22 protein-coding genes are annotated in these 22,300 nt (G+C 70.6%); 4 read left to right on the top strand and 18 right to left on the bottom strand.

The window, feature by feature from the left end; all coding sequences use genetic code 11:
• Nucleotides 1-149: 149 nt before the first annotated feature.
• Nucleotides 150-1,340 (top strand): NADH-quinone oxidoreductase subunit D, encoded by a 1,191-nt coding sequence (locus ABWV20_RS03080; RefSeq protein ID WP_353353322.1) that lies wholly within the window; start codon nucleotides 150-152, stop codon nucleotides 1,338-1,340.
• Complete coding sequence (locus ABWV20_RS03075) at nucleotides 1,337-1,570, top strand: hypothetical protein (protein WP_353353321.1); 234 nt, start codon at nucleotides 1,337-1,339, stop codon at nucleotides 1,568-1,570. The genes ABWV20_RS03080 and ABWV20_RS03075 overlap by 4 nt, the downstream gene beginning before the upstream one ends.
• Nucleotides 1,571-1,641: 71 nt before the next feature.
• Here the strand turns inward: ABWV20_RS03075 and ABWV20_RS03070 are convergent, their stop codons facing one another.
• From ABWV20_RS03070 to ABWV20_RS03015, 12 genes are all read right to left on the bottom strand, one after another.
• Entirely contained in the window at nucleotides 1,642-2,667 is a 1,026-nt protein-coding gene (locus tag ABWV20_RS03070) for a hypothetical protein (RefSeq protein WP_353353320.1), read from the bottom strand.
• Nucleotides 2,668-2,702: 35 nt separating this feature from the next.
• Nucleotides 2,703-3,209 carry a DUF3180 domain-containing protein gene (locus ABWV20_RS03065; protein ID WP_353353319.1) on the bottom strand — a complete coding sequence of 169 codons (507 nt, stop codon included), beginning with the start codon at nucleotides 3,207-3,209 and terminating at the stop codon, nucleotides 2,703-2,705.
• Nucleotides 3,203-4,090 (bottom strand): 2-amino-4-hydroxy-6-hydroxymethyldihydropteridine diphosphokinase, encoded by an 888-nt coding sequence (folK, locus tag ABWV20_RS03060; protein WP_353353318.1) that lies wholly within the window; start codon nucleotides 4,088-4,090, stop codon nucleotides 3,203-3,205. The genes ABWV20_RS03065 and folK overlap by 7 nt, the downstream gene beginning before the upstream one ends.
• Nucleotides 4,087-5,016, bottom strand: a complete 930-nt coding sequence (gene folP, locus ABWV20_RS03055) for a dihydropteroate synthase (RefSeq protein ID WP_353353317.1) — start codon at nucleotides 5,014-5,016, stop codon at nucleotides 4,087-4,089. The genes folK and folP overlap by 4 nt, the downstream gene beginning before the upstream one ends.
• A gap of 34 nt (nucleotides 5,017-5,050) precedes the next feature.
• The gene (gene folE / locus ABWV20_RS03050) at nucleotides 5,051-5,623 is read right to left on the bottom strand and encodes a GTP cyclohydrolase I FolE (protein ID WP_353353316.1); all 573 of its coding nucleotides are present in this window, start codon (nucleotides 5,621-5,623) and stop codon (nucleotides 5,051-5,053) included.
• A gap of 3 nt (nucleotides 5,624-5,626) precedes the next feature.
• Nucleotides 5,627-7,717 carry an ATP-dependent zinc metalloprotease FtsH gene (gene ftsH / locus ABWV20_RS03045; protein ID WP_353353315.1) on the bottom strand — a complete coding sequence of 697 codons (2,091 nt, stop codon included), beginning with the start codon at nucleotides 7,715-7,717 and terminating at the stop codon, nucleotides 5,627-5,629.
• A gap of 128 nt (nucleotides 7,718-7,845) precedes the next feature.
• A complete protein-coding gene (locus ABWV20_RS03040; protein ID WP_353353313.1) occupies nucleotides 7,846-8,079 on the bottom strand; it encodes a hypothetical protein in 234 nt (77 codons plus the stop codon).
• Between the two features lie 297 nt (nucleotides 8,080-8,376).
• Nucleotides 8,377-9,225 carry a DUF1028 domain-containing protein gene (locus ABWV20_RS03035; protein ID WP_353353311.1) on the bottom strand — a complete coding sequence of 283 codons (849 nt, stop codon included), beginning with the start codon at nucleotides 9,223-9,225 and terminating at the stop codon, nucleotides 8,377-8,379.
• 30 nt (nucleotides 9,226-9,255) lie between these two features.
• Nucleotides 9,256-9,807: a hypoxanthine phosphoribosyltransferase gene (gene hpt / locus ABWV20_RS03030; RefSeq protein ID WP_353353310.1), complete on the bottom strand. Its 552-nt coding sequence runs from the start codon at nucleotides 9,805-9,807 to the stop codon at nucleotides 9,256-9,258.
• Between the two features lie 221 nt (nucleotides 9,808-10,028).
• Nucleotides 10,029-11,030, bottom strand: a complete 1,002-nt coding sequence (tilS, locus tag ABWV20_RS03025) for a tRNA lysidine(34) synthetase TilS (RefSeq protein WP_353353309.1) — start codon at nucleotides 11,028-11,030, stop codon at nucleotides 10,029-10,031.
• Between the two features lie 19 nt (nucleotides 11,031-11,049).
• On the bottom strand, nucleotides 11,050-12,186 hold the full coding sequence (locus ABWV20_RS03020; protein WP_353353308.1) for an Rv3626c family coenzyme F420 biosynthesis-associated protein: 1,137 nt from the start codon (nucleotides 12,184-12,186) through the stop codon (nucleotides 11,050-11,052).
• A gap of 161 nt (nucleotides 12,187-12,347) precedes the next feature.
• The gene (locus ABWV20_RS03015) at nucleotides 12,348-13,841 is read right to left on the bottom strand and encodes a D-alanyl-D-alanine carboxypeptidase/D-alanyl-D-alanine-endopeptidase (RefSeq protein ID WP_353353306.1); all 1,494 of its coding nucleotides are present in this window, start codon (nucleotides 13,839-13,841) and stop codon (nucleotides 12,348-12,350) included.
• A gap of 135 nt (nucleotides 13,842-13,976) precedes the next feature.
• Here ABWV20_RS03015 and ABWV20_RS03010 point away from each other — a divergent pair, with 135 nt between their 5' ends.
• Complete coding sequence (locus ABWV20_RS03010; RefSeq protein ID WP_353353305.1) at nucleotides 13,977-14,495, top strand: inorganic diphosphatase; 519 nt, start codon at nucleotides 13,977-13,979, stop codon at nucleotides 14,493-14,495.
• Between the two features lie 80 nt (nucleotides 14,496-14,575).
• Here the strand turns inward: ABWV20_RS03010 and ABWV20_RS03005 are convergent, their stop codons facing one another.
• The 4 genes from ABWV20_RS03005 to ABWV20_RS02990 form a co-directional block, all read right to left on the bottom strand.
• Nucleotides 14,576-16,864: a sodium-translocating pyrophosphatase gene (locus ABWV20_RS03005; RefSeq protein WP_353353304.1), complete on the bottom strand. Its 2,289-nt coding sequence runs from the start codon at nucleotides 16,862-16,864 to the stop codon at nucleotides 14,576-14,578.
• 144 nt (nucleotides 16,865-17,008) lie between these two features.
• Nucleotides 17,009-17,359, bottom strand: a complete 351-nt coding sequence (locus ABWV20_RS03000; protein WP_353353303.1) for a DUF202 domain-containing protein — start codon at nucleotides 17,357-17,359, stop codon at nucleotides 17,009-17,011.
• A 4-nt stretch (nucleotides 17,360-17,363) separates the two neighbouring features.
• Nucleotides 17,364-17,756, bottom strand: coding sequence for a YidH family protein (locus tag ABWV20_RS02995; RefSeq protein WP_353353302.1), 393 nt, complete (start codon nucleotides 17,754-17,756; stop codon nucleotides 17,364-17,366).
• On the bottom strand, nucleotides 17,753-18,160 hold the full coding sequence (locus tag ABWV20_RS02990) for a GNAT family N-acetyltransferase (RefSeq protein WP_353353301.1): 408 nt from the start codon (nucleotides 18,158-18,160) through the stop codon (nucleotides 17,753-17,755). Before ABWV20_RS02990 ends, ABWV20_RS02995 begins: the two co-directional genes overlap by 4 nt.
• A gap of 36 nt (nucleotides 18,161-18,196) precedes the next feature.
• Here ABWV20_RS02990 and ABWV20_RS02985 point away from each other — a divergent pair, with 36 nt between their 5' ends.
• The gene (locus tag ABWV20_RS02985; protein WP_353353300.1) at nucleotides 18,197-19,183 is read left to right on the top strand and encodes a pirin family protein; all 987 of its coding nucleotides are present in this window, start codon (nucleotides 18,197-18,199) and stop codon (nucleotides 19,181-19,183) included.
• Nucleotides 19,184-19,481: 298 nt separating this feature from the next.
• Here ABWV20_RS02985 and ABWV20_RS02980 read toward each other — a convergent pair whose 3' ends face one another.
• Together ABWV20_RS02980 and ABWV20_RS02975 are read right to left on the bottom strand one after the other, a co-directional pair.
• Complete coding sequence (locus ABWV20_RS02980; protein WP_353353299.1) at nucleotides 19,482-20,828, bottom strand: MFS transporter; 1,347 nt, start codon at nucleotides 20,826-20,828, stop codon at nucleotides 19,482-19,484.
• A 14-nt stretch (nucleotides 20,829-20,842) separates the two neighbouring features.
• Nucleotides 20,843-22,264 carry an NAD-dependent malic enzyme gene (locus ABWV20_RS02975; protein WP_353353298.1) on the bottom strand — a complete coding sequence of 474 codons (1,422 nt, stop codon included), beginning with the start codon at nucleotides 22,262-22,264 and terminating at the stop codon, nucleotides 20,843-20,845.
• Nucleotides 22,265-22,300: the final 36 nt, after the last annotated feature.

Raw genomic sequence — 22,300 nt, 5'->3', positions numbered from 1 at the left:
TTCTGAGGGCAGGCGGTGGCGTTCAGACGGTACGCCGACCGGGCCGCCCTGCCGACCCGGACTGACGTCGAGGGCGGGCGGAGGTGCATCAGTGAGACTCGGCTGACACCGGCCCCTCCGGCACGGTGGGGACACGGCATACTCGACCCATGACCGAGACGACCATGTCGCACCGTTCTTCGCGTCAACGCGCCCTCACCGTGGGCGTCGGCGCCGGAGGTCTCGCCACCGCGGACATGGTTCTCAACATCGGCCCGCAGCACCCTGCGACCCACGGCGTCCTCCGACTGCGCATCGTCGTCGACGGCGAGCGGATCGTCACGGCGGAGCCGATCATCGGCTACATGCATCGTGGCGCCGAGAAGCTGTTCGAGGTCCGTGACTACCGTCAGGTCGTCGTCCTGGCCAACCGGCACGACTGGCTCAGCGCCTTCTCGAACGAGCTGGGCGTCGTCCTCGGCGTCGAACAGATGCTCGGCATGGAGGTCCCCGTGCGCGCTGTCTGGGCGCGCACCGCCCTGGCTGAGCTCAACCGCGTGCTGAGCCACCTGATGTTCCTGGGCAGCTACCCGCTCGAGCTCGGCGCCATCACACCGGTGTTCTACGCCTTCCGCGAGCGCGAGGAGCTGCAGTCAGTGCTCGAGGAGGTCTCGGGCGGCCGGATGCACTACATGTTCAACCGGGTGGGTGGCCTCAAGGAAGACCTGCCGGCCGGCTGGCTCGGCCGGGTCGACAAGGCCATCGTCAACGTCCGGAAGCGGCTTCCCTCCCTCGAGCACCTCCTCGTGGGCAACGAGATCCTCGAGGCCCGGACGAAGGGGGTCGGCGTCCTGCCCCGGGAGACGGCCCTCGCCTACGGAGTGTCCGGCCCGATCGCTCGGGCGAGCGGGATCGACGTCGACCTGCGTCGCGACACCCCCTACCTCGCCTATGACGAGCTCTTCACCCCGGGCGGCCCCGGGCGCGTCGTGACCCGCCAGACCGGTGACAGCCTGGCCCGCCTCGAGGTGCTCCTCGAGCAGACCCGCGTGAGTCTTGACCTGGCCGAGGCCTGCCTCGACCGGCTGATCCAGCTGCCGCCCGGCCCGATCAACGTCAAGCTGCCCAAGGTGCTCAAGGTCCCCGAGGGAGAGATCTACTGCGCCACCGAGAACCCGCTCGGTTTCAACGGCTACTTCCTGGTCTCGCGTGGCGACAAGACCCCGTGGCGGCTCAAGCTGCGCTCGGCCTCCTTCAACAACGTCGCCGTGCTGACCGAGATGCTGCCGGGACAGCTGATCTCGGACATGGTCTCGATCCTGGGCTCGATGTTCTTCGTCGTCGGCGACGTCGACAAGTGACCTCTCGTATGCCGCTGGGCGCGCTCACGCGCGCCCAGTTCCTCCGTGCCACGGCCGTCGCAACCATCACGGGCTCGATCTGGGCGGCTGCTGCCTGTTCGGACGAGGACGTCGTCGACACGATCCCGCCCCCGCGACCCAACCGCACCAGTACCTCCACGACGAGCACGCCCACCACCGGGACCGTGCCCACCGGCTCGCCAGGGACCGCGACGGCGACCCTGCAGTGACCTCGTGCAGACACCCTCGTGGGTCGCGACGTGGGTCTCGCTGCAGGGCGCGCTAGCCACCCGCATCGTCCTCAGGAGGCCGGGACTCCCAGGTGACGCGGCGCACCAGAGGCGATGTCGATGACCACGCGCTCACCGAGCGGGTGCGCGAGGCGGAGGACGCTCGGGGCCAGCAGATACTGCATCGTGCACACCGTGCCCGGGTCGGGAGGGGTGTGCGTGCCCCCGACGACGACGAGGTCGGCGAACTCCACGGCGTGGCCCGTGAGGTCGCGGTCGCACGCCCCGTGGCCGATCTGGACGGTGATCGTGCTGTCTGACGCGGCGACGAGCGCATCGGCCGAGCTGAGGCCCGGCTCCGCGGAGGGGAGCCCCGGCACCGGGGTGGGCGGGACCGGCCGCTCGAGGACGCCTCGGGCCGTGGCGACGACGACGATGGGGCGCGAGAGCCCCTTCACCGCGAAGGACCACGCCGGCACGGTGGCCTCCCCCTCTGTCGTGGTGACCTTGGCCATGGTCAGAGTGGCCTTGGTGAGGGTCAGCTCGCACTCGTCTGCCGGGATGCCGGCGCAGTCTCCGCGCTCACCCTCGAGAGCCCGTTCGACCGCCGCGCGTGCCGCGATGACGTCGACGGGCCGCTGCGAGCCGTCCGGGAGCGTGAGGGTGGAGACACCGATCTCGTCGCCCCGGACCCCCGACGTGAACACGACCTCCCCGGCATTCCAGGCGACCTTCTGGGCGTCTCGCTCGAACGGCAGGTCGACGGCCCAGGGGCTCAGCAGCACGGGGCCCGCCGGCTGAGTCGGGAGACCCGCTTTTCGGACCGCGGCCGCCACCGCCTGGGCCCGTTCGACGAAGGCCCGCGGAGGCGGTCCCGCCGGCACCGTGGTGGCCGGCTCGGTGGTGGCCGGCAGGTCGCCCGGCGCCGTCCCGGGTTGGCGTCCCGTCTGCGGCTCGGTCAGCACCGGCACCGTCGACCCGGTCGCTCCCGGCTCGGGCGCCTGCACCTCACCGCAGGCTGCGAGCGACGCGGTCAGGCCGCTGATCAGCAGCAGCAGGAGGGATCGGTGGATGCTGCCTCGAGTCGGGAACGCCATGCCATGGAGACCCCGGGACCGCCCCGATCGTTGCATCAGCGGTCCTCCACGTGCCCGTTCAGGTGGTCCATCTCGTCGTCGGCGCCCTCGTCGCGCGGTCGCACTCTGCACCAGTGCTGGACGACCAGGCCGGCAACCGCCAACGCGACCGCGACCGCCACGTGGAGGGCGAACGGCCAGATGCGGCTGCGCTGCGACTCGACGTCGGCATCGGGGAGAAGGACGAGCACGATCGCGGCGTACCAACCGGTGAGAGCCGCGCCGGTCAGGGCCGCAGCCTGCCCGAGCACGAGCGTGCGCGCGGCACGAAGCGCGGACATGGACGGCAAGGGCGCTCCGTCGCGAAACTTGCGCACCTGCCAGCCGGCGATGAGCACGCCGCCCCCGAGGAAGAGCATCGCGGCCGCGCCGACCCAGCCGGGATCCGGCATCGTCGCCCCGGACCCCTCCACCCAGCGCATGACGAGCCAGGCCAGCACGAGAACGACGAGCCCGGTGAGAACGAGCGTCGTTGCCCGGATGCCGGTGTGCGGCCTCACCACGTCCCCCATTCAGGTCCTGGGCGGATGCCCGACGTGTCCAAACCGTCGAGGAGCTCTCGCAGGGGACGAATCCGGGGGTCCTCAGGAGCCGGCCGGAGGTGCCCGTCGGGCTCGGCTGTGGCCCACGGGACGATGACGAAGGCGCGCTCGGCCGCCCGTGGGTGCGGGAGGGTGAGTGAGTCGTCCGCGCTCACGACCTCGTCGGCCGAGCCGGGTGTCCCGAACTGGATGAGATCGAGGTCCAAGGTGCGCGGGCCCCAGCGCACTTCCCTCGTTCGACCGTGGGCGGACTCGATCCGGTGCAGCGCCTCCAGCAGCTCGGTGGGGTCGAGGGTGGTCCGTCCCACGACGACGGCGTTGAGGTACGGCGGCTGGTCCGGCCCACCGACGGGATCGGTCTCGACCATGGGGGACACGGCTGTGACGGTGAAGCCCGGCAAGGCGCGCAGGGCGTCGACTGCGAGCGACAGGGTGCGACCGCGGTCGCCGAGGTTGGACCCGAGGGCGATGACGGCGCGCGGGCCGCTGCTGCGTCGGATCCGGACCTCCACATCGGTGAAGGGGTGGCCGACCGGCGCCTCCGGCTTGTGGACCACGACCTCGACCGCATCGACGAGGGGAAAGGCCAACACGTCGTCGGCGATGACCTCGGCGAGCCGCTCGATGAGATCGAACGCGGGGCCGGTGACGCGGGCCACGACGGCCGACGCCACCTCCGCGTAGTTGACCGTCGCCGCGAGGTTGTCGCTGCGTCCTGCACGGGACAGGTCGAGAGTCAGGTGGACATCGACCACGAAGGTCTGCCCGTCCCGCTTCTCGGCCTCGAGCACTCCGTGGTAGCCGTGCGCGGTCACACCGCGCAGCACGATCTCGTCGCTCACTGTGCTTCCTCGCCCCTGGTGGCTCCGGCCACCGGGTCGCCGCTCTGGCCGGCCTCCCCCGGGAGCTGGTCGAGCGCGGCAGCCACGACCGCCAGAACGCGCTTCGTGGACGCGACGTCGTGGACCCGGACGCACCAGAGACCTGCCATGGCTGCCATGACGGACGTCGCCGTGGTCTCGAGGTCACGCTCGGCGGGCGGACGAGGCGGCGCACCGGGCACGTGCCCGACCCGTCCGAGGAACGTCTTGCGAGAGGCCCCCAGCAGGATGGGGTGGCCGAGCTCATGCAGCTCCGGCAAGGCGGCCATGAGAGCCCAGTTGTGCTCGGCGGTCTTCGAGAAGCCGAGGCCGGGATCGAGGACCAGCAGGTCCGGACTCAGCCCCGCGTCCAACAGCTCGTCCCTGCGAGAGGCGAGCTCACGGCATACGTCCGCCACGACGTCGTCGTAGACGGCGAGGGACTGCATGTGGGAGCTGTGTCCGCGCCAGTGCATCGCGACGTAGGGAACGCCGGCGCGCACGACGAGCGGCACCATCTCCGGGTCGGCCAGCCCGCCCGAGACGTCGTTGACGATCCCTGCCCCAGCGTCGAGGGCGGCGGCGGCGACCTCGGCCCGCATGGTGTCGACCGACACGACCGCACCCTGGCCAGCCAGGTCGCGGACGACCGGCAGAACGCGACGCAGCTCCTCCTCGACGGAGGGTCGGTCCGCACCCGGACGCGTGGACTCGCCGCCGACGTCGACGATGTCGGCCCCCGCAGCGAGGACCTCACGACCGTGGGCGAGCGCCGCCTCCGGCTCGAACCAGACGCCCCCGTCCGAGAACGAGTCAGGCGTGACGTTGACGACCCCCATGACCAGGGTCCGGTCTCGCTCCAGGAGGAGGGCGGCGGCGGCGAGCGCTGCGGCGTCGGTTGCGGTCATGACCGCCATTCTGTCGTCAGGACGTCGAGACCGCTCACTTGTTGCCTTCGAGCATGAGCGCCATGGCCTCTGCTCGAGTGGCCGGATCCCGCAGCTGGCCACGCACTGCCGAGGTGATGGTGGACGCGCCGGGCTTGCGGATGCCGCGCATCGACATGCAGAGGTGCTCGGCCTGGATGACGACGATGACGCCTTGGACAGCGAGGTGTTCGACCAGGGCATCGGCGATCTGGGTCGTCAGGCGCTCCTGCACCTGCGGACGGCGGGCGTACACCTCGACGAGCCGGGCCAGCTTGGACAGACCGGTGACCCGCCCGTCCTTTCCGGGGATGTAGCCCACGTGGGCGACGCCGTGGAACGGAACGAGATGGTGCTCGCACGTCGAGTACAGCTCGATGTCCCGCACGATGATCAGCTCGTCGTGCTCGATCTCGAACGTCTTGTCCAGGACGTCCTCGGCCCTCATGTCCAGGCCGGCGAAGATCTCCGCGTAGGAGCGGGCAACCCGGGACGGGGTGTCGACGAGCCCGTCCCGCTGCGGGTCCTCCCCGATGGCGAGCAACAGCTCACGGACGGCGGCCTCGGCCCTCGCCACGTCGATCGCCATCGATCACGCCTTCTCGTCGGGGTTCACCGGACGGTCGTCGGGGACCTCGACGACCTCCACCGGCGGGTGCTCCTCTGCAAGAGGGTGCGCTCCGACGGATGCGGCCTCGTCGATCTTCTCCTCGAGCTCCGGATTCGGCGGGGCCGGCGGCGCGAGGTGGCCGTTCTGCTGAGCAGCGACCTCTGCGGGCGTGAGAACGGGCGGTCGGTCGCCAGGGACTCGGGCCTGCGAGGAGAGCCACGTCGGGCGCACGGGCAGCTTGACGATGTCGTGGAAGACCTTCGCGATCTCCGCCTGGTTCAAGGTCTCCTTCTCGAGCAGCTCGAGGACGAGACGGTCGAGCACGTCGCGGTTGGTGTTGATGGCTTCGTACGCCTCGTCGTGAGCACCCTCGATGAGCTTGCGCACCTCCTCGTCGACGATGCCCGCAATCTCCTCCGAGTAGTCCCGCTGGTGCCCGTAGTCGCGCCCGAGGAAGACCTCACCCTGGCTCTGACCCAGCTTGATCGCGCCGATCCGCTCACTCATGCCGAACTCGGTCACCATCTTGCGGGCCATGCCGGTGGCCTTCTCGATGTCGTTCGAGGCGCCCGTCGTGGGCTCGTGGAAGACGATCTCCTCCGCAACCCGACCACCCAGGGCATACGAGAGCTGGTCGAGGATCTCGTTGCGGGTGGTGGAGTACTTGTCGTCGACCGGCATGACCATGGTGTAGCCGAGGGCACGGCCGCGGGGCAGGATGGTCACCTTGGTCACCGGGTCGGTGTGGTTGAGGGCCGCAGCCACCAGGGCATGGCCGCCCTCGTGGTAGGCGGTGATCTTGCGCTCCTTGGCCGACATGATGCGGCTGCGCTTCTGCGGCCCTGCGATGACCCGGTCGATCGCCTCGTCGAGCGCCCTGTTGTCGATGATCTTGCGGTCGCTCCGTGCGGTGAGCAGCGCCGCCTCGTTGAGGACGTTGGCGAGGTCCGCTCCCGTGAATCCAGGAGTGCGGCGCGCCACAGCGAGCAGGTCGACGTCGTCGGCCATCGGCTTGCCTTGGCTGTGCACCTCGAGGATGCGGTGTCGGCCGATCATGTCCGGCGCCTCGACCGCGATCTGCCGGTCGAACCGACCCGGCCGCAGCAGCGCCGGGTCGAGGATGTCAGGGCGGTTGGTGGCAGCGATGAGGATGACGTTGGTCTTGACGTCGAAGCCATCCATCTCGACGAGCAGCTGGTTGAGCGTCTGCTCTCGCTCGTCGTGCCCGCCACCGAGGCCGGCGCCGCGGTGGCGACCGACGGCGTCGATCTCGTCGACGAAGACGATCGCCGGGGCATTGGCCTTGGCCTGCTCGAAGAGGTCGCGGACCCGGCTCGCGCCGACGCCGACGAACATCTCGACGAAGTCCGAACCGGAGATCGAGTAGAACGGGACGCCCGCCTCACCGGCGACCGCGCGCGCGAGCAGCGTCTTGCCGGTGCCGGGTTGCCCGTAGAGGAGCACGCCCTTGGGAATCTTCGCTCCGACAGCGAGGAACTTCGACGGCTCCTGGAGGAACTCCTTGATCTCCTGCAGCTCCTCGATGGCCTCGTCGCAGCCAGCGACGTCAGCGAAGGTGACCTTGGGCGTGTCCTTGGAGGCCAGCTTCGCCCGGGACTTGCCGAACTGCATGACCCGGTTGCCGCCTCCCTGCATCTGGCCCATGAGGAACCAGAACAGGGCGAGGATGATGATGATCGGCAGGATGGAGACCAGCAGCGTGCCGATCCAGCTCGGCTCCTCGATGAAGTCGGTGTAGTTCTTCGGCGGCATGTGCTCGTTGAGCGCGTCGACGACCTCGTTGCCCCGGGCCTCGACGTAGTAGGCGAAGACCGACTTCGCGTCCTTCACCGTGCCGTCCGCCGACGTGTAGGGCGTCTTGAGGGTCAGCTCCATGCGCTCGTTGTTGAGCAGCTTGGCCGACTCGACATTGCCGGAGGTGATCTGCTTCATCGCCTCGGAGGTGTCGATGCGCGGGGCACCGGCGTCCGAGAACATCATGCCGAAGACGAGCGCGCTGATGAGGACCATGATCCACACCAGGGGGGTGCGCAGAATCCGCTTTGCGTCCATGTACGTGCGGGGCCAAGGGCCCCGGTCCTCCTGCTCGTCAACGGGTGGTGCACGATCGTGTGCACCGGATCAACGTCCGGCGAACTACCAGTGTTCCGCATCCGGGCCCACCGTGCCCAACCAGCCCATCACGAACCGGGAGCCCGACGCCACGTCGCGGCGCCACCGGGCACGCGACCGGGCCGCGCCCGGGCCTCAGCTGATCCGTGTACCGCTCGGCGGGCCGGCCCGGTCGCCGGGCCGTAGTCCGGGTCTGCGACGAGATCCGGGTCGACGGCATCGTCGACGGGCAGGTCGCTCGTGGTCGTCCACTCCCGGACGTCCCACTCGCCGATGTCGATGGTCGCGAGGTAGCTCGCCATCGGCTCATCGGCCTCCCACGTGAACGTGCGCCAGTCACCGGACGTGGCCTGGGACGCGAGGAGGCCGCGACGACACCCACGTCATCCGGCACGGTGACGGTGAACCGGTAGGACGCCTTGTCGAGGGAGTGGTCGTCGACCGGGAACCAGCCTGCAGCGACGTCCGGATCCCCCGTTGCCGGCGAGCGGGAAGTACGGGTCGCCGATACCGGCGGCTCTCGCCGTGAACCGGCCGGCAACGGGTGCAGCCCGACCGGAGGATGCCGTCTCGGCGGAGCACCCGGCGTGACCGGCGACTCAGCGGGCGGGGTCGCCCGCCGCCGCGCGCAGAGCGGCGAGGACACGGCGGTCGATCCCGCCGGGGGCGAGGCGGGACTCGTAGTTCACCTCGCCCGCCCAGGCTGCCAGGGCGGCCTCGACACCGTCGTCTCCGGGCTCGTGACCCAGCCGCGTCAGCAGGCGGCGGACCTCCGAGGCGAGGTGGTCCTCGAGCGGCTGGACGTCCTCCGGCCGACCGAAGTACATCTCCCACTCGTCGAGCAGGCGGCCCAGCTCGCGGACCGGCTCGGTGTGGTCGTCGACGCGCAGGTCGGCGGCCACCCCGCAGCGGTCGTAGCCCGCACCGGGCTCGACCGCGTAGATCGCCGCGCTCTGCCGACCACGCGAGTCACCACCGGCGGCATCACCGGCGGCGAGGGCCGCGAGGAGCCGCTGGGGAAACGTGGCCCGGGCTGACCCCAGCCAGGCCCGTTCCATCTCGTCGACGACCTGCGGCCCGACGAGGATGTTGCCCTGGATGGCGTAGGCGGTCTCGCCGCCCGCGTCGGTGCGGGCCAGGCCGCCACACCACGGGACGCACTCGTCGCCGGTGAAGGTGGCGGCCGAGGCGCGGCCGACGACGCCGACCTGACGGGTCGCCCGCCCCGGGTCCATGGCCGTCACCGACTCGACGGCCGAGTCCGCTGACTCGCCGGCCTCGAGGCGGGCGAGCAGGTCCGGGATGTAGGCGACCCGCGCCCACGACTGGGTCGCGACGGCCCCCACGCCGACCCGCGCCCCTGGGACGACAGCGCCGACGGCGAGGAACTTGCTGGCCACTGCGACCCCGTAGGCCTCGCCCTGGCGGGCGACGATCGAGAACGTCATGAGCACATCCTGCCGCGCGAGGATCGGCGGTCAGGCGTAGACGTGCGGGGACAGTGTCCCCACACAGCGCAGGTTGCGGTAGCGCTCGGCGTAGTCGAGGCCGTAGCCCACGACGAACTCGTTGGGGATGTCGAAGCCGACGTACTTGACGGGGATGTCCACCTTGACGACCTCGGGCTTGCGCAGCAGCGTGCAGATCTCGACGGACGCCGGTTTGCGAGACTCGAGGTTGGCCTTGATCCAGGAGAGGGTCAGGCCGGAGTCGATGATGTCCTCGACGATGAGGACGTCCTTGCCGGTGATGTCGACGTCGAGGTCCTTGAGGATCCGCACGACGCCGGAGCTCTTCGTGCCGGACCCGTAGGACGAGACCGCCATCCAGTCCATCGGAGCGGTGCCCGGCAGCGCCCGCATGAGGTCCGCCATGACGACGACAGCGCCTTTGAGGACGCCGACGAGGAGCAGGTCCTTGCCCTCGTAGTCCCTCCAGATGTCGGCGGCAAGCTCGGCCAGCCGGCTCTGGATCTGCTCCTCGGTGAGGAGGACCTTGGCCAGGTCATCTCCCATGTGCTCGCGGTCCACGAAGACTCCTTGGTGGGGACGGTTGGGGACGGTTGGGGACGGGTGGGGACGGCCCGTGACGTTGCGTGGCGGATGGGTGAGGTCCGCCCTGCGGCCCTATTCAACCCCACGATCCCGCGCGGCACGGACCGACCGCGCGCCGCCACGCACTCAGCGGGGACGCTGCCCCAACGCGAGCCCGGCGCGGCGCGGGCCGGACAGGACCACCCGGGCAACACCGCTCAACGGGCGTCGGCGGTCTCGCGGATGGGGCTGAAGCGGATGGTGTCGCCGGTGCGGGCCACGGCGATGCCTCCTGGCACGTGGAGCGGGCCCTGGCCGTGCCAGGAGGTGAGCAGGGCGTCCAGGGACTCGACGTGCGCGGCGGTGACGTCGGAGATCGGCGCGCCGGCCTCCGCCGCGAGGATGCGCCAGACGCGAGTTCGAATGGCCCGAGGGAGGGCAGCAAGCGCCTCGAGGTCCACGCCCGGGTCGCCGGCCGTCGCCGGCAGCTCGGCCCGGGCACGGACCGCGAGGCTCTCCAGATAGTCCGCGTCCTCACGGAGCAGGTCGGCGGAGCGGGCCAGAGCGGCAGCGAAGCCGGGCCCGAGGTCGCCCTCGAGCGACTCGAGCAGACGTCGAGCGCGAACTCGCCGGAACGAGGGATCGGCGTTGTGGGGGTCGTGCCAGGGCTCGACCCCCAGCGCCTGGCAGGCAGCGATCGTCGTGGCCCGCGGGAGGGCCAGGAGCGGTCGGACGAAGCGGCCCCGACGCAGCGGCATCCCGCTGAGGGAGCGGGCGCCCGAGCCCCTCGAGAGCCCGAGGAGGACCTGCTCGGCCTGGTCGTCGCGCGTGTGACCGAGCAGCACGAGGCTCGCTCCGAGCCGGTCGGCCACCGCGTCGATCACCTTGTACCGCGCGGTGCGCGCATCCGCCTCGAGCCCCGAGCCGGTGACGCGAACCTCCGCAGCAGCGACCTCGATCGGGTTCAGACCGAGGTCGCGACAGGTCCAGGCAGCCTTCTCGGCGACGACGTCGGATCCCTCCTGGAGCCGGTGGTCGACGACCACTGCCCCGCCGCGCAGCCCGGCGCGAGGGGCCTCGAAGGCGAGGGCCGCGGCGAGGGCGAGCGAGTCCGTGCCCCCGGAGCATGCGACCAGGACCAGTCCACCCTCTGGGACATCGGCGAAGTGCTCACGCACGGCGAGTCGGGTTGCTGCGACCGCTGGGTCCGGTCCGGTCATCTCGGTCAGCGCCTCCTGCTCACCCGTGGACCCGGCGCACCCATGCGCCGGGGTCGAGGATCTCGGTGGCCTTGGGAAGGGTATCGGGTGACGACCACACGGCGTTGAACCCCTCCCGGCCGAGCTCGTCGGTGACCGCACGGACGAAGACTGCCCCGTCCCGGTACTGCCGCATCTTGGCCTCGATGCCGAGCAGCTTGCGCAGGAGCCGGTCGATGCCGACGGCTCCGCTTCGTCGGGCGTTGAACTTGCGTCGGATCTCGTCGACGGTCGGGATGACGCTCGGACCGACGTCGTCCATGACGACGTCCGCGTGGCCTTCGAGCAGCGACATGACCGCCGTGAGCTCCGCGATCTGGGCCTTCTGCTCCGGCGTGGCGAAGAGCTGACCGAGCCCCTCACCAGAGGAGATCACCTCGGGAAGCTTCCGGGCCAGCTGGTCGAGCCGCTTGCCGACCTCCTCCGGGGTGGGGGCCAGATCAACGGCGAGCGCCTGTGACCTGGCGATGAGGTGGTCCCGGAGCCAGGGGACGGCCGTGAACTGGACGCGGTGCGTCTCCTCGTGCATGGCGACCCAACGCCGGAAGTCGCGTGGAGTGACGCCCAGCTTGCGCTCGACCTCGACGATGTTGGGTGCGACGAGGAGGAGCCGGGGTGTACCGCCCGGCGCGAGGTCGTACTGCCCGAGGATCTTGCTCGACAGGTAGGCGAGCAGGCCGCCCATCTCGGCTCCGGTGACCTTGCCCCCGATGGCCTGGGCGGTCGCGCTCTCCGCGCCCTTGCGCGATGCGACGAGCTTGTCGACGACAGGGTCGATCATGGCCTTGAACGAGTCCACGTTGGCACTGATCCAGCCCGCCCTGTCGACGATGAGCGGGGCAGGTGCGTCCTCGGGTGCGCGCAGTCGGCTCGTCGCTGCCACGGGCTCCTGGGCTTCCGCCGCCGCTGCCCGCAGGTCCGCGACGATCGCGTCAGCCTCGTCGCTCGTCACCTGCGGACCGGGTTTGACGACCGTCCGGCCGGTCCACTTGGCGAACTCGTAGTCGACGTATGCCGCTGAGCTGGCCCCCGGCCGGACGCCTGGTTCGCGGGACGGCTGGGAAACGCGGCGGTCCGGAGCCGGGTCGTGCCTCGAGTCCTGTGCGGAGTCGGTCATGAGTGCCCTTTCAACGGGGACGGGGCCACTTCCCCACCCAACGCCCGCTCTGTCCTGAACGTTCCCTGACGTGTACCCACGCAACCAGCCGCTCTTCACCTCGTCCGTCGACGAGTCAGGCATGCGGCCGTGGCGGCATCGCGGCGTCAGGCCCGCCGGGTTCAGCGACAGCCACAGGCGGCGACGGCCGAGACGAAGGCATCCAGCGCGGACCGCGCCGGCTCCGTCGGGGCCCCCGAGACCAGGCCGGCGAAGACGAGCAGGCGCCCGTCGTCGTCGACGACGGATCCAGCGAGCGCATTGGCGCCGGTCAGGGTGCCGGTCTTGGCGCGGGCCCTGCCCGCCGCAGCCTCCGGCTCCCCATCGGCGATGAAGCGACCGGCGAGGGTGCCGCTCAGGCCGGCGATCGGCATGCCCTCGAGCGCCGTGCGCAGGACCGGGTGCTGCCCGTCGTAGCCCAGGACGAGGACATCAGTGAGCAGTCTGGCCGTGACGAGGTTCTCCCGCGACAGGCCACTCGCGTCCACCAGGGTCGCCCCTCGCGTCTCGATGCCGAGCGTCGCCACCTGGTCGATGATCCAGGCGCCGACCCCGTCGAAGCCCGCGGCGGCGCTCTCTCCCGCTGGAGCGGCGCGAAACGCGGCCTGCCGAGCCAGGATCTCGGTCAGGGTGTTGTCGGAGTCGGTGAGCGCGAGCGCCAACTGGTCGCGGACCGGTGCCGACTCGATCGACCCGAGGACTCGAGGATCGGGGGTGGGTGTGCCGGTGGGCGGCCCCGTGCTCCCGGGCGTCGGCCGGGCACCGGGACCCCCTGGAGCCTGACCGGGCCGCTCGACCGCGGTGACCTGGATGCCGCGGTCCTCGAGCAGGGCCGCGAAGGCCGCCGCCGTCGACCCGACGGGGTCGAGCGGCGCAGCCTTGTCGAGCTCGGCCCGCTCGGAGCTCAGGCCCAGCATCGCCACCGTCCCCACGATGCCGAGCGCCTGGAAGGACTCGCCCCATGTCGCCGCCCGAGGGGGACCGGGCGCGTACGACTCGTCCACCGACAGGGTGACCCGCAGGGTGCCGTCGTCACGCAGCGCCCGCGCGACCTGGTCGGCGAGGTCGGCGAGACCCGCGCGGCCGGCGACCGCGGTCGGATCACCGTCGCCGGGGTCGATGAGGCTGTCTCCCCCCGCGACGAGGACGATCTCGTCGGCCCGACCGCCCAGACGCACCTCCGTGGTGAGGGTCTCGTCAGGGGCGAAGGCCTGCCCGACCGCTGCCGCGGTGAGCAGCTTCGTCGTCGATGCCGGTATCCGTGTCGTCGAACCGCCCTGGTCGAAGAGCACGGCGCCCGACTGGGCGTCACGGACGACCAGCGAGGCATCGGCGAGGGCCGGCATTCGGATCACGCCGGCCAGAGCCGCGCGCAGCCCCGGTGGGCTGGGAGCTGCGCTGTCCCCGGCGAGCGAGCCCAGCGGCATACGGATCGACGTGGACGGGGTCGGTTGTGGCACGACAGGCAGAGTTCGGGTGCCCGGCGTCTCCGTGGGGGGTGGCGGCGGCACCGGGCGCGTGGTCAGCACTCCCGGAACGAGATCGGCCGTGTCGAGTCCTGCGTACCCCACGGCGAGCACGCCGCAGACCGTCAGGGCCGCGGTCAACCGCTTCACGACGAGGCCCCTTTCGTGTCCGCGGGATGGCTGCGTTTTCCCGGATCGGTGCCACCTACGCGACACTGTTGACCAGGATTCTGTCAGGAACGGCCCCGGGGACCATCCCGGGGTGAGCCAGGAAAGGGCACAGTCGTGGACTTCGACGTCACCATCGAGATCCCCAAGGGGTCGCGCAACAAGTACGAGGTCGACCACGAGACGGGGCGGATCCGGCTCGACCGCTTCCTCTACACGTCGATGGCCTACCCGGGCGACTACGGCTACATCGAGGGGAGCCTCGGCGAGGACGGCGACCCGCTCGACGCCATCGTGCTAATGCCCGAGCCGACCTTCCCCGGCGTCCTCATCCACGCCCGCCCCATCGGCGTCTTCCACATGGAGGACGAGGCCGGAGGGGACGACAAGGTCCTCTGCGTCCCGGTCGACCCACGGATGGACAACATGAAGGACGTCCGTGACGTCGCCGCCCACAAGCTCGACGAGATCAAGCACTTCTTCGAGCGCTACAAGGACCTCGAGGCCGGCAAGCACGTGGCGGCTGCCGACTGGAGCGACCGGGCGACTGCCGAGCGGGTCGTGCGAGAGGCGATCCAGCGGGCCACGGACCAGGGTCACACGACGCACCGGTGGGCACCGCACGGCTCACACTGACGTCGTCGGGCAGCCCGCCAGGACGCAAGAATGCCGCCCACTCCGAGGGAGTGGGCGGCATTCTTGCGTGTGCGGGTCGGTCAGACCGGCTGCTTCTCGGCTGCGACCGGCTCGCTGTGCAGCGACGACTCGCGCCGCTTGGAGACGAGGACGGCTGCGACGATGATGACCACCGCAACCGCGGCGATCGCGTAGCGCACCAGGTCGTTGGCCGCGTCGCCCACCGACAGCGTGACGATCGCGGGGGCGATGAGCAGCGACACGAGGTTCATCACCTTGAGCAGCGGGTTGATCGCCGGGCCGGCCGTGTCCTTGAACGGGTCGCCGACGGTGTCGCCGATGACTGTTGCCTCGTGGGCCGGCGAGCCCTTGCCGCCGTGGACGCCGTCCTCGACGATCTTCTTCGCGTTGTCCCACGAGCCACCGGAGTTGGCCAGGAAGACGGCCATCAGGGTGCCCGTCGCGATGGTGCCCGCGAGGTAGCCGGCGAGCGGGCCGACACCGAGGCCGAAGCCGACCGCGATCGGCGCGAACACCGCAAGCAGGCCGGGAGTGGCCAGCTCGCGGAGGGAGTCACGCGTCACGATGTCGACGACCTTGCCGTACTCCGGTTTGCCGGTGCCCTCCATGATCCCGGGGATGTCGCGGAACTGGCGACGGACCTCCATGACGACCGCACCGGCCGCGCGGGCGACGGCGTTGATGGCCAGCCCGGAGAAGAGGAAGACGACCGAGGCGCCGATGAGCATCCCGACGAGGGTGCCGGGCGAGACGACGTTGGCGACGAAGAAGCCGGTCACGGCCTGCCCTGCCTCGCGCAGCGCCTGTCCGATCGCGTCGGAGTAGGAGCCGAACAGCGCGGTCGCGGCCAGGACCGCCGTCGCAATGGCGATGCCCTTGGTGATGGCCTTGGTGGTGTTGCCGACCGCGTCGAGCTCGGTGAGGATCGCGGCGCCCTCGTCGGACACCTCGCCACTCATCTCCGCGACGCCCTGCGCGTTGTCGGAGACCGGGCCGAAGGTGTCCATCGCCACGATGACACCGACGGTGGTGAGCAGGCCACAGCCCGCGAGGGCGACCGCGAAGAGGCCCACGATGATCGAGCCGGAGAGGAGGAAAGCGCCCCAAACCGCGCCGGCGATGACCAGGGCCGTGTAGACCGCGGACTCGAAGCCGACCGAGATGCCACCGAGGATGACCGTGGCCGCGCCGGTGAGCGACGACCGCGCGACGCCCTGCGTCGGCTTGGTCTCCGTGCCCGTGAAGTAGCCGGTGAGCCAGAGGATGATCGCGGCGAGGACGATGCCGATGATGACCGCGACGGTGGCGATGAGGGCCGGGTTGCCCGCCTCGGTCGCGACCGACTCGACTCCGAGGTCCGCGAAGGACGTGGGCAGGTAGGTGAAGGCGGCGACAGCCGAGAGGACCGCGGAGATCACCGCGGAGATGTAGAAGGACCGGTTGATCGTGACGAGCCCAGGCTCGCCTGCGCGCGCCTTGGTGATGTAGACGCCGACGATCGCGGTGAGGACGCCGATGGCCGGGACGATGAGCGGGAAGATCAGGCCCTTCGCACCGAAGGCCGAGCTGCCGAGGATGAGCGAGGCGACCAGGGTCACGGCGTAGGACTCGAAGAGGTCGGCAGCCATGCCGGCGCAGTCGCCGACGTTGTCGCCGACGTTGTCCGCGATGGTGGCTGCGTTGCGCGGGTCGTCCTCGGGGATGCCCTGCTCGACCTTGCCGACGAGGTCGGCGCCCACGTCGGCGGCCTTGGTGAAGATGCCACCACCGACACGCATGAACATCGCGAGCATCGCGGCGCCGAAGCCGAAGCCCTCGAGGACCTTCGGGGCCTCGCCGGCGTAGACGAGGACGACAACCGATGCGCCGAGGAGGCCGAGGCCCGTCGTCGCCATGCCCACTGCGCCTCCGGTCCGGAAGGCGACCTGCATGGCCTTCTCGCGACCGCCGTCGCCGTTGGCGGCCGCCGCCACCCGGACGTTGGCCCGCGTCGCGAGCCACATCCCGAAGTAGCCGATCGACGCCGAGAACGCGGCTCCGAGCAGGAAGAAGATGGACCTGCCGATGCGCTCGCCCGTCGTCGCTGCCGGGAGCGCGAAGAGCAGGACGAAGACGATGACGACGAAGATGCCCAGGGTGCGGAACTGGCGAGCCAGGTAGGCGGCCGCACCCTCCTGCACCGCTGCCGAGATCTCCTGCATCTTGGGCGTGCCCTGGCCCGCCGCCAGCACACCGGCTCGCAGCACGAAGGCGATGACGAGCGCGACCAGCGCGACCACCGCTACGCCTATGACGATTCCTCGGTCAGTGCCGGTGACGGCGATTTCCGCCGCTGTTAGGGAAGACATCGAACTCCTGATCCATGCAGCCTGCATATTCCTGGGACCGGTCAACCCGTTGCGGACCGGCACTGGTCGAACGCGTTTCGCGTCGGTTGGCCCGACGTGACGCTGCGTACTCTAGGGCATGGTGCGCGGGTGGCGACCGGTGACTCAGGTCACGATGGCCGACACGATTTCGACGACGGAGACGAGCACGAGGGCGGTCGTGACGAGCGCCGGGAGAGCGCCGTCGTGCAGGTGCGGTCCCTGATGGTGCCGGATGTGACGCTCCCGCAGGGCTGCGAGGACCACCCAGAGGCCGGCGCCCGCTGCGAGGACGGTCGGAAGCAGGACCCCCGGACCCACGCCGGTGACCGCGAGACGGCCGACGAACAGGGCCGACACGACGATCGCCAGGCCGGTCCGCAACCAGGCGAGCGCAGTCCGCTCGGTGGCCAGACCCCGGTCCCGAGGTGTCCCGGCAGCCGGGTCGGGACCGGCGACTGGCGGCTGGGTGGGCATGAGCTCAGCGCATCAGGGCAGCGACGACGAGGCCCACCGCGACGGCGGCCACGGCAAAGGCCACGACCGCCGCGAACGGCGCACTGGGCAGCGGGGCGCCGGTCCGCATGGCCCGCTCGGTGCGGACCCAGCCGCGCCACGCCTGGACCGCTGCCAGCAGGGCGACGAGTGCCAACAGCAGGGCGACGACTCGCTGGAGCTCGTCGGGCATCGGCAGGTCGAGCGCATCGAGCGCGGCCGCTCCGGCAAGCAGCGCCAGAGTGGTCCGGATCCAGGCGAGGAAGGTCCGCTCGTTGGCCAGGCTGAACCTCGGGTCCGGTTCCTCGCCGGCGCCGTAGACGGACCTCGGCCAGCGCTGGCGCGCGGGCTTGTCCCCACTCTCCGAGGGCCCTGTCACCGCGTCGCCTCGCGGACCGCCTCGATGGCCTGCTGGTCGACCGGGTCGATGATGTCGTCCCAGTCGTGATGGCTCTTCACGTACTTCGCCACGTAGGGGCAGACGGGGACGACCCGCAGCCCTCCGGCACGGGTTGCGTCGAGCGCCCGGCGCACGAGGACACCGGCCAGTCCCTGTCCGGAGTACGCGTCGTCGACCTCAGTGTGGAAGAAGATGCGCCGGCCGCCCCGTTCCGTGTACTCGGCGAGGCCGGCGCGAACGCCGTCGACCGCGATCTCGAAGCGGCTCCGCTCCCGGTTCTGCGTCACGACCTGGGTGCTGTCGTCGCTCGCGGTGCCCGCGAGGCTCGACTCGCGGCCGGTGGTTGCGGTCGCGTCCTGGCCGGTCTGGGGATCTGTCGCCATGGCCCGAGTCTGCCCGACCGGGCTAGCGTGGTCGAGGTGAGCAACCCAGAGAAGAACCCGGCCGAGCTGGTCTGCGAGGGTGGCGAGGGTGGCGACGGTCGACCCACGGGTGCTGCCGTCGTGCTGCCCTACCGAGAGGTGCCGCTCGGCGGTCCCCGGGCCATGCCGGTGCGTCGCAGCCTGCCCCAACGCGAGCGCTCGCTCATCGGGGCATGGTGCTTCGTCGACCACTACGGGCCCGACGACGTCTCGGACACCGGCGGCATGAAGGTCCCGGGCCATCCCCACACGGGGCTGCAGACGGTCTCATGGCTCTTCACGGGTGAGATCGAGCATCGCGACACCACGGGGGCCCATGCGATGGTCGTGCCTGGACAGCTCAACATCATGACCGCCGGCTCCGGGATCGCACACTCGGAGTTCTCGACCGAGGCGACCACCCTGCTGCACGGCGCGCAGCTCTGGGTCGCCCTCCCCGACGAGCACCGTTTCGTCTCACCGGCCTTCGAGCACTACGAGCCACCGGCCATCGACGTCGACGGCGCTCGGGTGCTCGTCTTTCTCGGCACGCTGTTCGGGGAGACGTCCCCGGTCTCGATGTACTCCGACCTCGTTGGGGCCGAGGTCAACCTCCGGCCCGGACAGCGGCTCGAGATCGCGGTCAACCCCACCCATGAACACGGGTTTCTCTGCGACACAGGAACGCTCACGTCTCATGGCGCGGTGGCGAAGCCGGGCGAGATCATCTTCCACCCCCTCGGCGCCGACCGGATCACCGTCGAGGCGAGTCCGGCGGAGGTGACGAGGCTGCTCCTGCTCGGGGGAACGCCGCTCGGGGAGCAGATCGTCATGTGGTGGAACTTCATCGGGCGGAGCCACGACGAGGTGGTGCGCTTCCGCGACGCGTGGCAGCGCGAGCGTGACGCTCGTGGCGGGGTGCAGTTCGGCGCTTTCGCGGACGCTTGGCCGGACACCCTGCCAGCCCCCGCCCTCCCGAACGTCCGCCTCCGCACCCGGGGCTGAGTCCGCGGCCGGCCCCTCCTGCCAACCGAACCGGCAACCCCGCAGCAGTATGCCGCTGAGCGGCGTTCCGCTGCCCTCGGACCTCTCGATGCGGTACGAGAGGAGGGACCAGCCCGACCTGTTGCACTGTGGTGGGCACGCGCCCGGGTCCCATCCACGGCCTGCTCCTCGCTGACCTTGGCGGGACGACGGACGGGACGAGTCTGGTCTGTAGCCCCATGGTGAGCACGCGGGGCGGGTCTCGTCCCGTCAGACGTCCCAGACTGACGGCGATCCGGGAACCACGTGACACGACGCCTCAGTGGAAGGTGACGTTCTTGCCGGCCTGCATCGCTGCATACGCCTCCGGGTCGGACTCCAGGGCCGCCCGGCGGGTCTTGCGGCGGTAGCGCCAGATCTGGGCCAGACCCAGCGCCCAGACCGGGAACTGGATCGCCATCGCCGCCCGGAAGGCGTCCGTGTCCCACGTCGACGGCCCCGCCGGAGCGACCCGGTCGAGGACGACGCCGACGAGCGCCACCGCGGTGAGAGTGGCGATGAAGCCCCCGGTGTTGACGATGCCCGAGGCGCTGCCGAGTCGCGTGGGTGGGTTGAACGTGCGAGCCATGTCGAAGCCGATCATCGACCCCGGCCCGCCGACGGCGATGGTGACGACGAGGACGGCGAGCAGCCAGAGCGGAGCGCGTCCCGGCCACACCAGCACCGCCGCCCACGCAGCCATGCCCGCCACGACGATCCACATGACGAGGGTGCTGCGCGAGAAGGGATACCGCATGACGAGCGTGCCGACGAGCGGACTGGTCGCCATCGACGTGGCAGTCATCGTCATGAGCAGGATGCTGGCGGTCTGGGCGGAGAGTCCCTGACCGGAGACGAGGAACGGGAAGCCCCACAACATCGTGAACATGTTCGCGGCGAACTGGGACGTGAAGTGCGTCCACAGCCCGAGCCGGGTCCCCGGTACCAGCCAGGCCTGTCTCAGGGTCCGAGCCAGGGCGGCGAGCCGCAGCTCCTCCCGGTGCTGGTCGGCGTAGGGGCTGTCCTTGACGATCGCCACGAGGATGACACCGGTCACCACGCCGAGCGACGCCGCCACGGCGTACGACGGGGTCCAGCCGAAGGTGTTCAACGCGGCCGCCAGCGGACCCGCCGCGGCCAGGGCGCCCAGCTGGCCGAGCAGACCGGTGAGCTGGGTGACCATCGGCGTGCGTCGGGGCGAGAACCAGAGGGCGGCCAGCCGGAGCACCGCGATGAAGACCATCGAGTCACCCATGCCGAGCAGGACCCGACACGCCAGCGCCGCCGCGAACGAGTCGACGAAGGCGAAGGCCAGCTGGGCGACCGTGACGAGGGTCAGGCCGACACCGAGGAGCCGCTTGGAGCCGAAGCGGTCGAGCAGGGCGCCGACGGGCAGCTGCATCGCCGCATAGACGAAGACCTGGACGATGGTGAAGGTGGACAGCTCGGCGGAGCTGATGCCGAACCGTTCAGCCGCCTGCAGCCCGGCCACGCCGAGCGAGGTGCGGTGGAACACCGCGAGCACGTAGACGGAGATGGCGGCCAGCCAGACCGCCCACGCACGGCGCCCGTCGAGCGCGAAGCGAAGCGCCGGCCGCAAGGGGCCGGACGCGTGGTCGCGCGTCACCGGTTCACGTCCGCTCACCCCTCGGCGTCAGGAGCCTTCGTCACGCAGTCGACGATCGCCTTGGCGACCGTCTTGCTCATGTCGGGGTGGAAGACGCTCGGGATGATGTAGTTCGGGTTGAGCTGCTCGTCGGTGACGACCGAGGCGATCGCCTCCGCCGCCTTGATGAGCATCTCCGTCGTCACGTCGCTCGCCCTGGCGTCGAGCAGACCGCGAAACACACCGGGGAAGGCGAGGACGTTGTTGATCTGGTTGGGGTAGTCGCTGCGCCCGGAGGCGACGACGGTCGCGTGCTTCGTCGCCTCGTGGATGTCGACCTCCGGGTCGGGGTTGGCGAGCGCGAAGACGACCCGCTTCGGCGCCATCTCGTCGATCCACCGGGGGTCGAGGATGCGGGGCGCGCTGACCCCGATGAAGACGTCGGCGCCCTGCAGACCCGCTCGCAGGTCACCGGTGAGCCCTCGGGGGTTGGTCTTCTCGGCGAGGGTGCGCCAGGCCGGGGTGAGCCGTTCGTCCTCGCGGTGGAGCAGGCCGATCCGGTCATAGACGGTGACGTCGGCGGCACCGGCCGCGAGCAGGAGCTGCACGATGGCCGAGCCGGCCGCCCCGCCGCCGGAGACGAGGATGCGGGCGTCGGGCAGCCGCATGTCGATGCAGCGCAGCGCGTTGGTCAGCGCAGCGAGCACGACGATCGCGGTGCCGTGCTGGTCGTCGTGGAAGACGGGGATGTCGAGCCGCTCGCGGAGCTTGGCCTCGATCTCGAAGCACTTCGGGGCGGCGATGTCCTCGAGGTTGATGCCGCCGAACCCGGGGGCGATGAGCTCGACGGTTCGGACGATCTCGTCCACGTCGGTCGTGTCGAGGCAGATCGGCCACGCGTCGATCCCGGCGAACCGCTTGAACAGCGCCGCCTTGCCCTCCATGACCGGCAGGGCCGCCTTGGGACCGATGTTGCCGAGGCCGAGGACGGCGGTGCCGTCGGTGACGACGGCGACCGAGTTGCCCTTGATCGTCAGGCGCCGCGCGTCCTCGGGGTGCTCGGCGATGGCCATGCTGACGCGACCCACGCCCGGGGTGTAGGCCATGGCGAGGTCTTGTCGGTTGCGGAGGTTGACCTTCGACTCGACGCTGATCTTGCCGCCGAGGTGGAGCAGGAAGACGAGGTCGGACACCTTGTGGACCCGGACGCCGTCGAGGGTCTCCACCGCCTGGACGAGCTCGGTGGCGTGGTCTCCGTCGGCGGCCGACGCCGTGAGGTCGATGACCAGCGAGTCGGGGTGCGAGTCGACGACGTCGAGTGCCGTGGTGATGCCGCCGCTCTCGGCCACCTTGGTCGCGAGCTCGCCGATGACGGCCGGGTCGGTGCCCGTGTGGAGTCGCATCGTGATCGAGTAGGAGGCGGTGGTGGCCCGGGCACGCTGGATCGACTCAGTCACCTGATCATGGTCCCACGACCGGCCGGGTGCCCCGGT

This window comes from Intrasporangium sp. DVR (genome assembly GCF_040365325.1).
Classification (GTDB): Bacteria; Actinomycetota; Actinomycetes; order Actinomycetales; family Dermatophilaceae; genus Intrasporangium.
The sequence above is the reverse complement of the archived record's forward strand: the minus strand, read 5'-3'. Positions and strand labels throughout refer to the sequence as shown.

Bases quoted from the DNA above. Each gene is read 5' to 3' on its own strand.
- ABWV20_RS03000 (WP_353353303.1), bottom strand. From the start codon at position 17,359: ATGCCCACCCAGCCGCCAGTCGCCGGTCCCGACCCGGCTGCCGGGACA.
- ABWV20_RS03040 (WP_353353313.1), bottom strand. From the start codon at position 8,079: ATGGCGAGCTACCTCGCGACCATCGACATCGGCGAGTGGGACGTCCGG.
- ABWV20_RS03005 (WP_353353304.1), bottom strand. From the start codon at position 16,864: ATGTCTTCCCTAACAGCGGCGGAAATCGCCGTCACCGGCACTGACCGA.
- tilS (WP_353353309.1), bottom strand. From the start codon at position 11,030: ATGACCGGACCGGACCCAGCGGTCGCAGCAACCCGACTCGCCGTGCGT.
- ftsH (WP_353353315.1), bottom strand. From the start codon at position 7,717: ATGGACGCAAAGCGGATTCTGCGCACCCCCCTGGTGTGGATCATGGTC.
- ABWV20_RS03020 (WP_353353308.1), bottom strand. From the start codon at position 12,186: ATGACCGACTCCGCACAGGACTCGAGGCACGACCCGGCTCCGGACCGC.
- ABWV20_RS02990 (WP_353353301.1), bottom strand. From the start codon at position 18,160: ATGGCGACAGATCCCCAGACCGGCCAGGACGCGACCGCAACCACCGGC.
- ABWV20_RS03070 (WP_353353320.1), bottom strand. From the start codon at position 2,667: ATGGCGTTCCCGACTCGAGGCAGCATCCACCGATCCCTCCTGCTGCTG.
- folP (WP_353353317.1), bottom strand. From the start codon at position 5,016: ATGACCGCAACCGACGCCGCAGCGCTCGCCGCCGCCGCCCTCCTCCTG.
- folE (WP_353353316.1), bottom strand. From the start codon at position 5,623: ATGGCGATCGACGTGGCGAGGGCCGAGGCCGCCGTCCGTGAGCTGTTG.
- ABWV20_RS03080 (WP_353353322.1), top strand. From the start codon at position 150: ATGACCGAGACGACCATGTCGCACCGTTCTTCGCGTCAACGCGCCCTC.
- ABWV20_RS03035 (WP_353353311.1), bottom strand. From the start codon at position 9,225: ATGACGTTCTCGATCGTCGCCCGCCAGGGCGAGGCCTACGGGGTCGCA.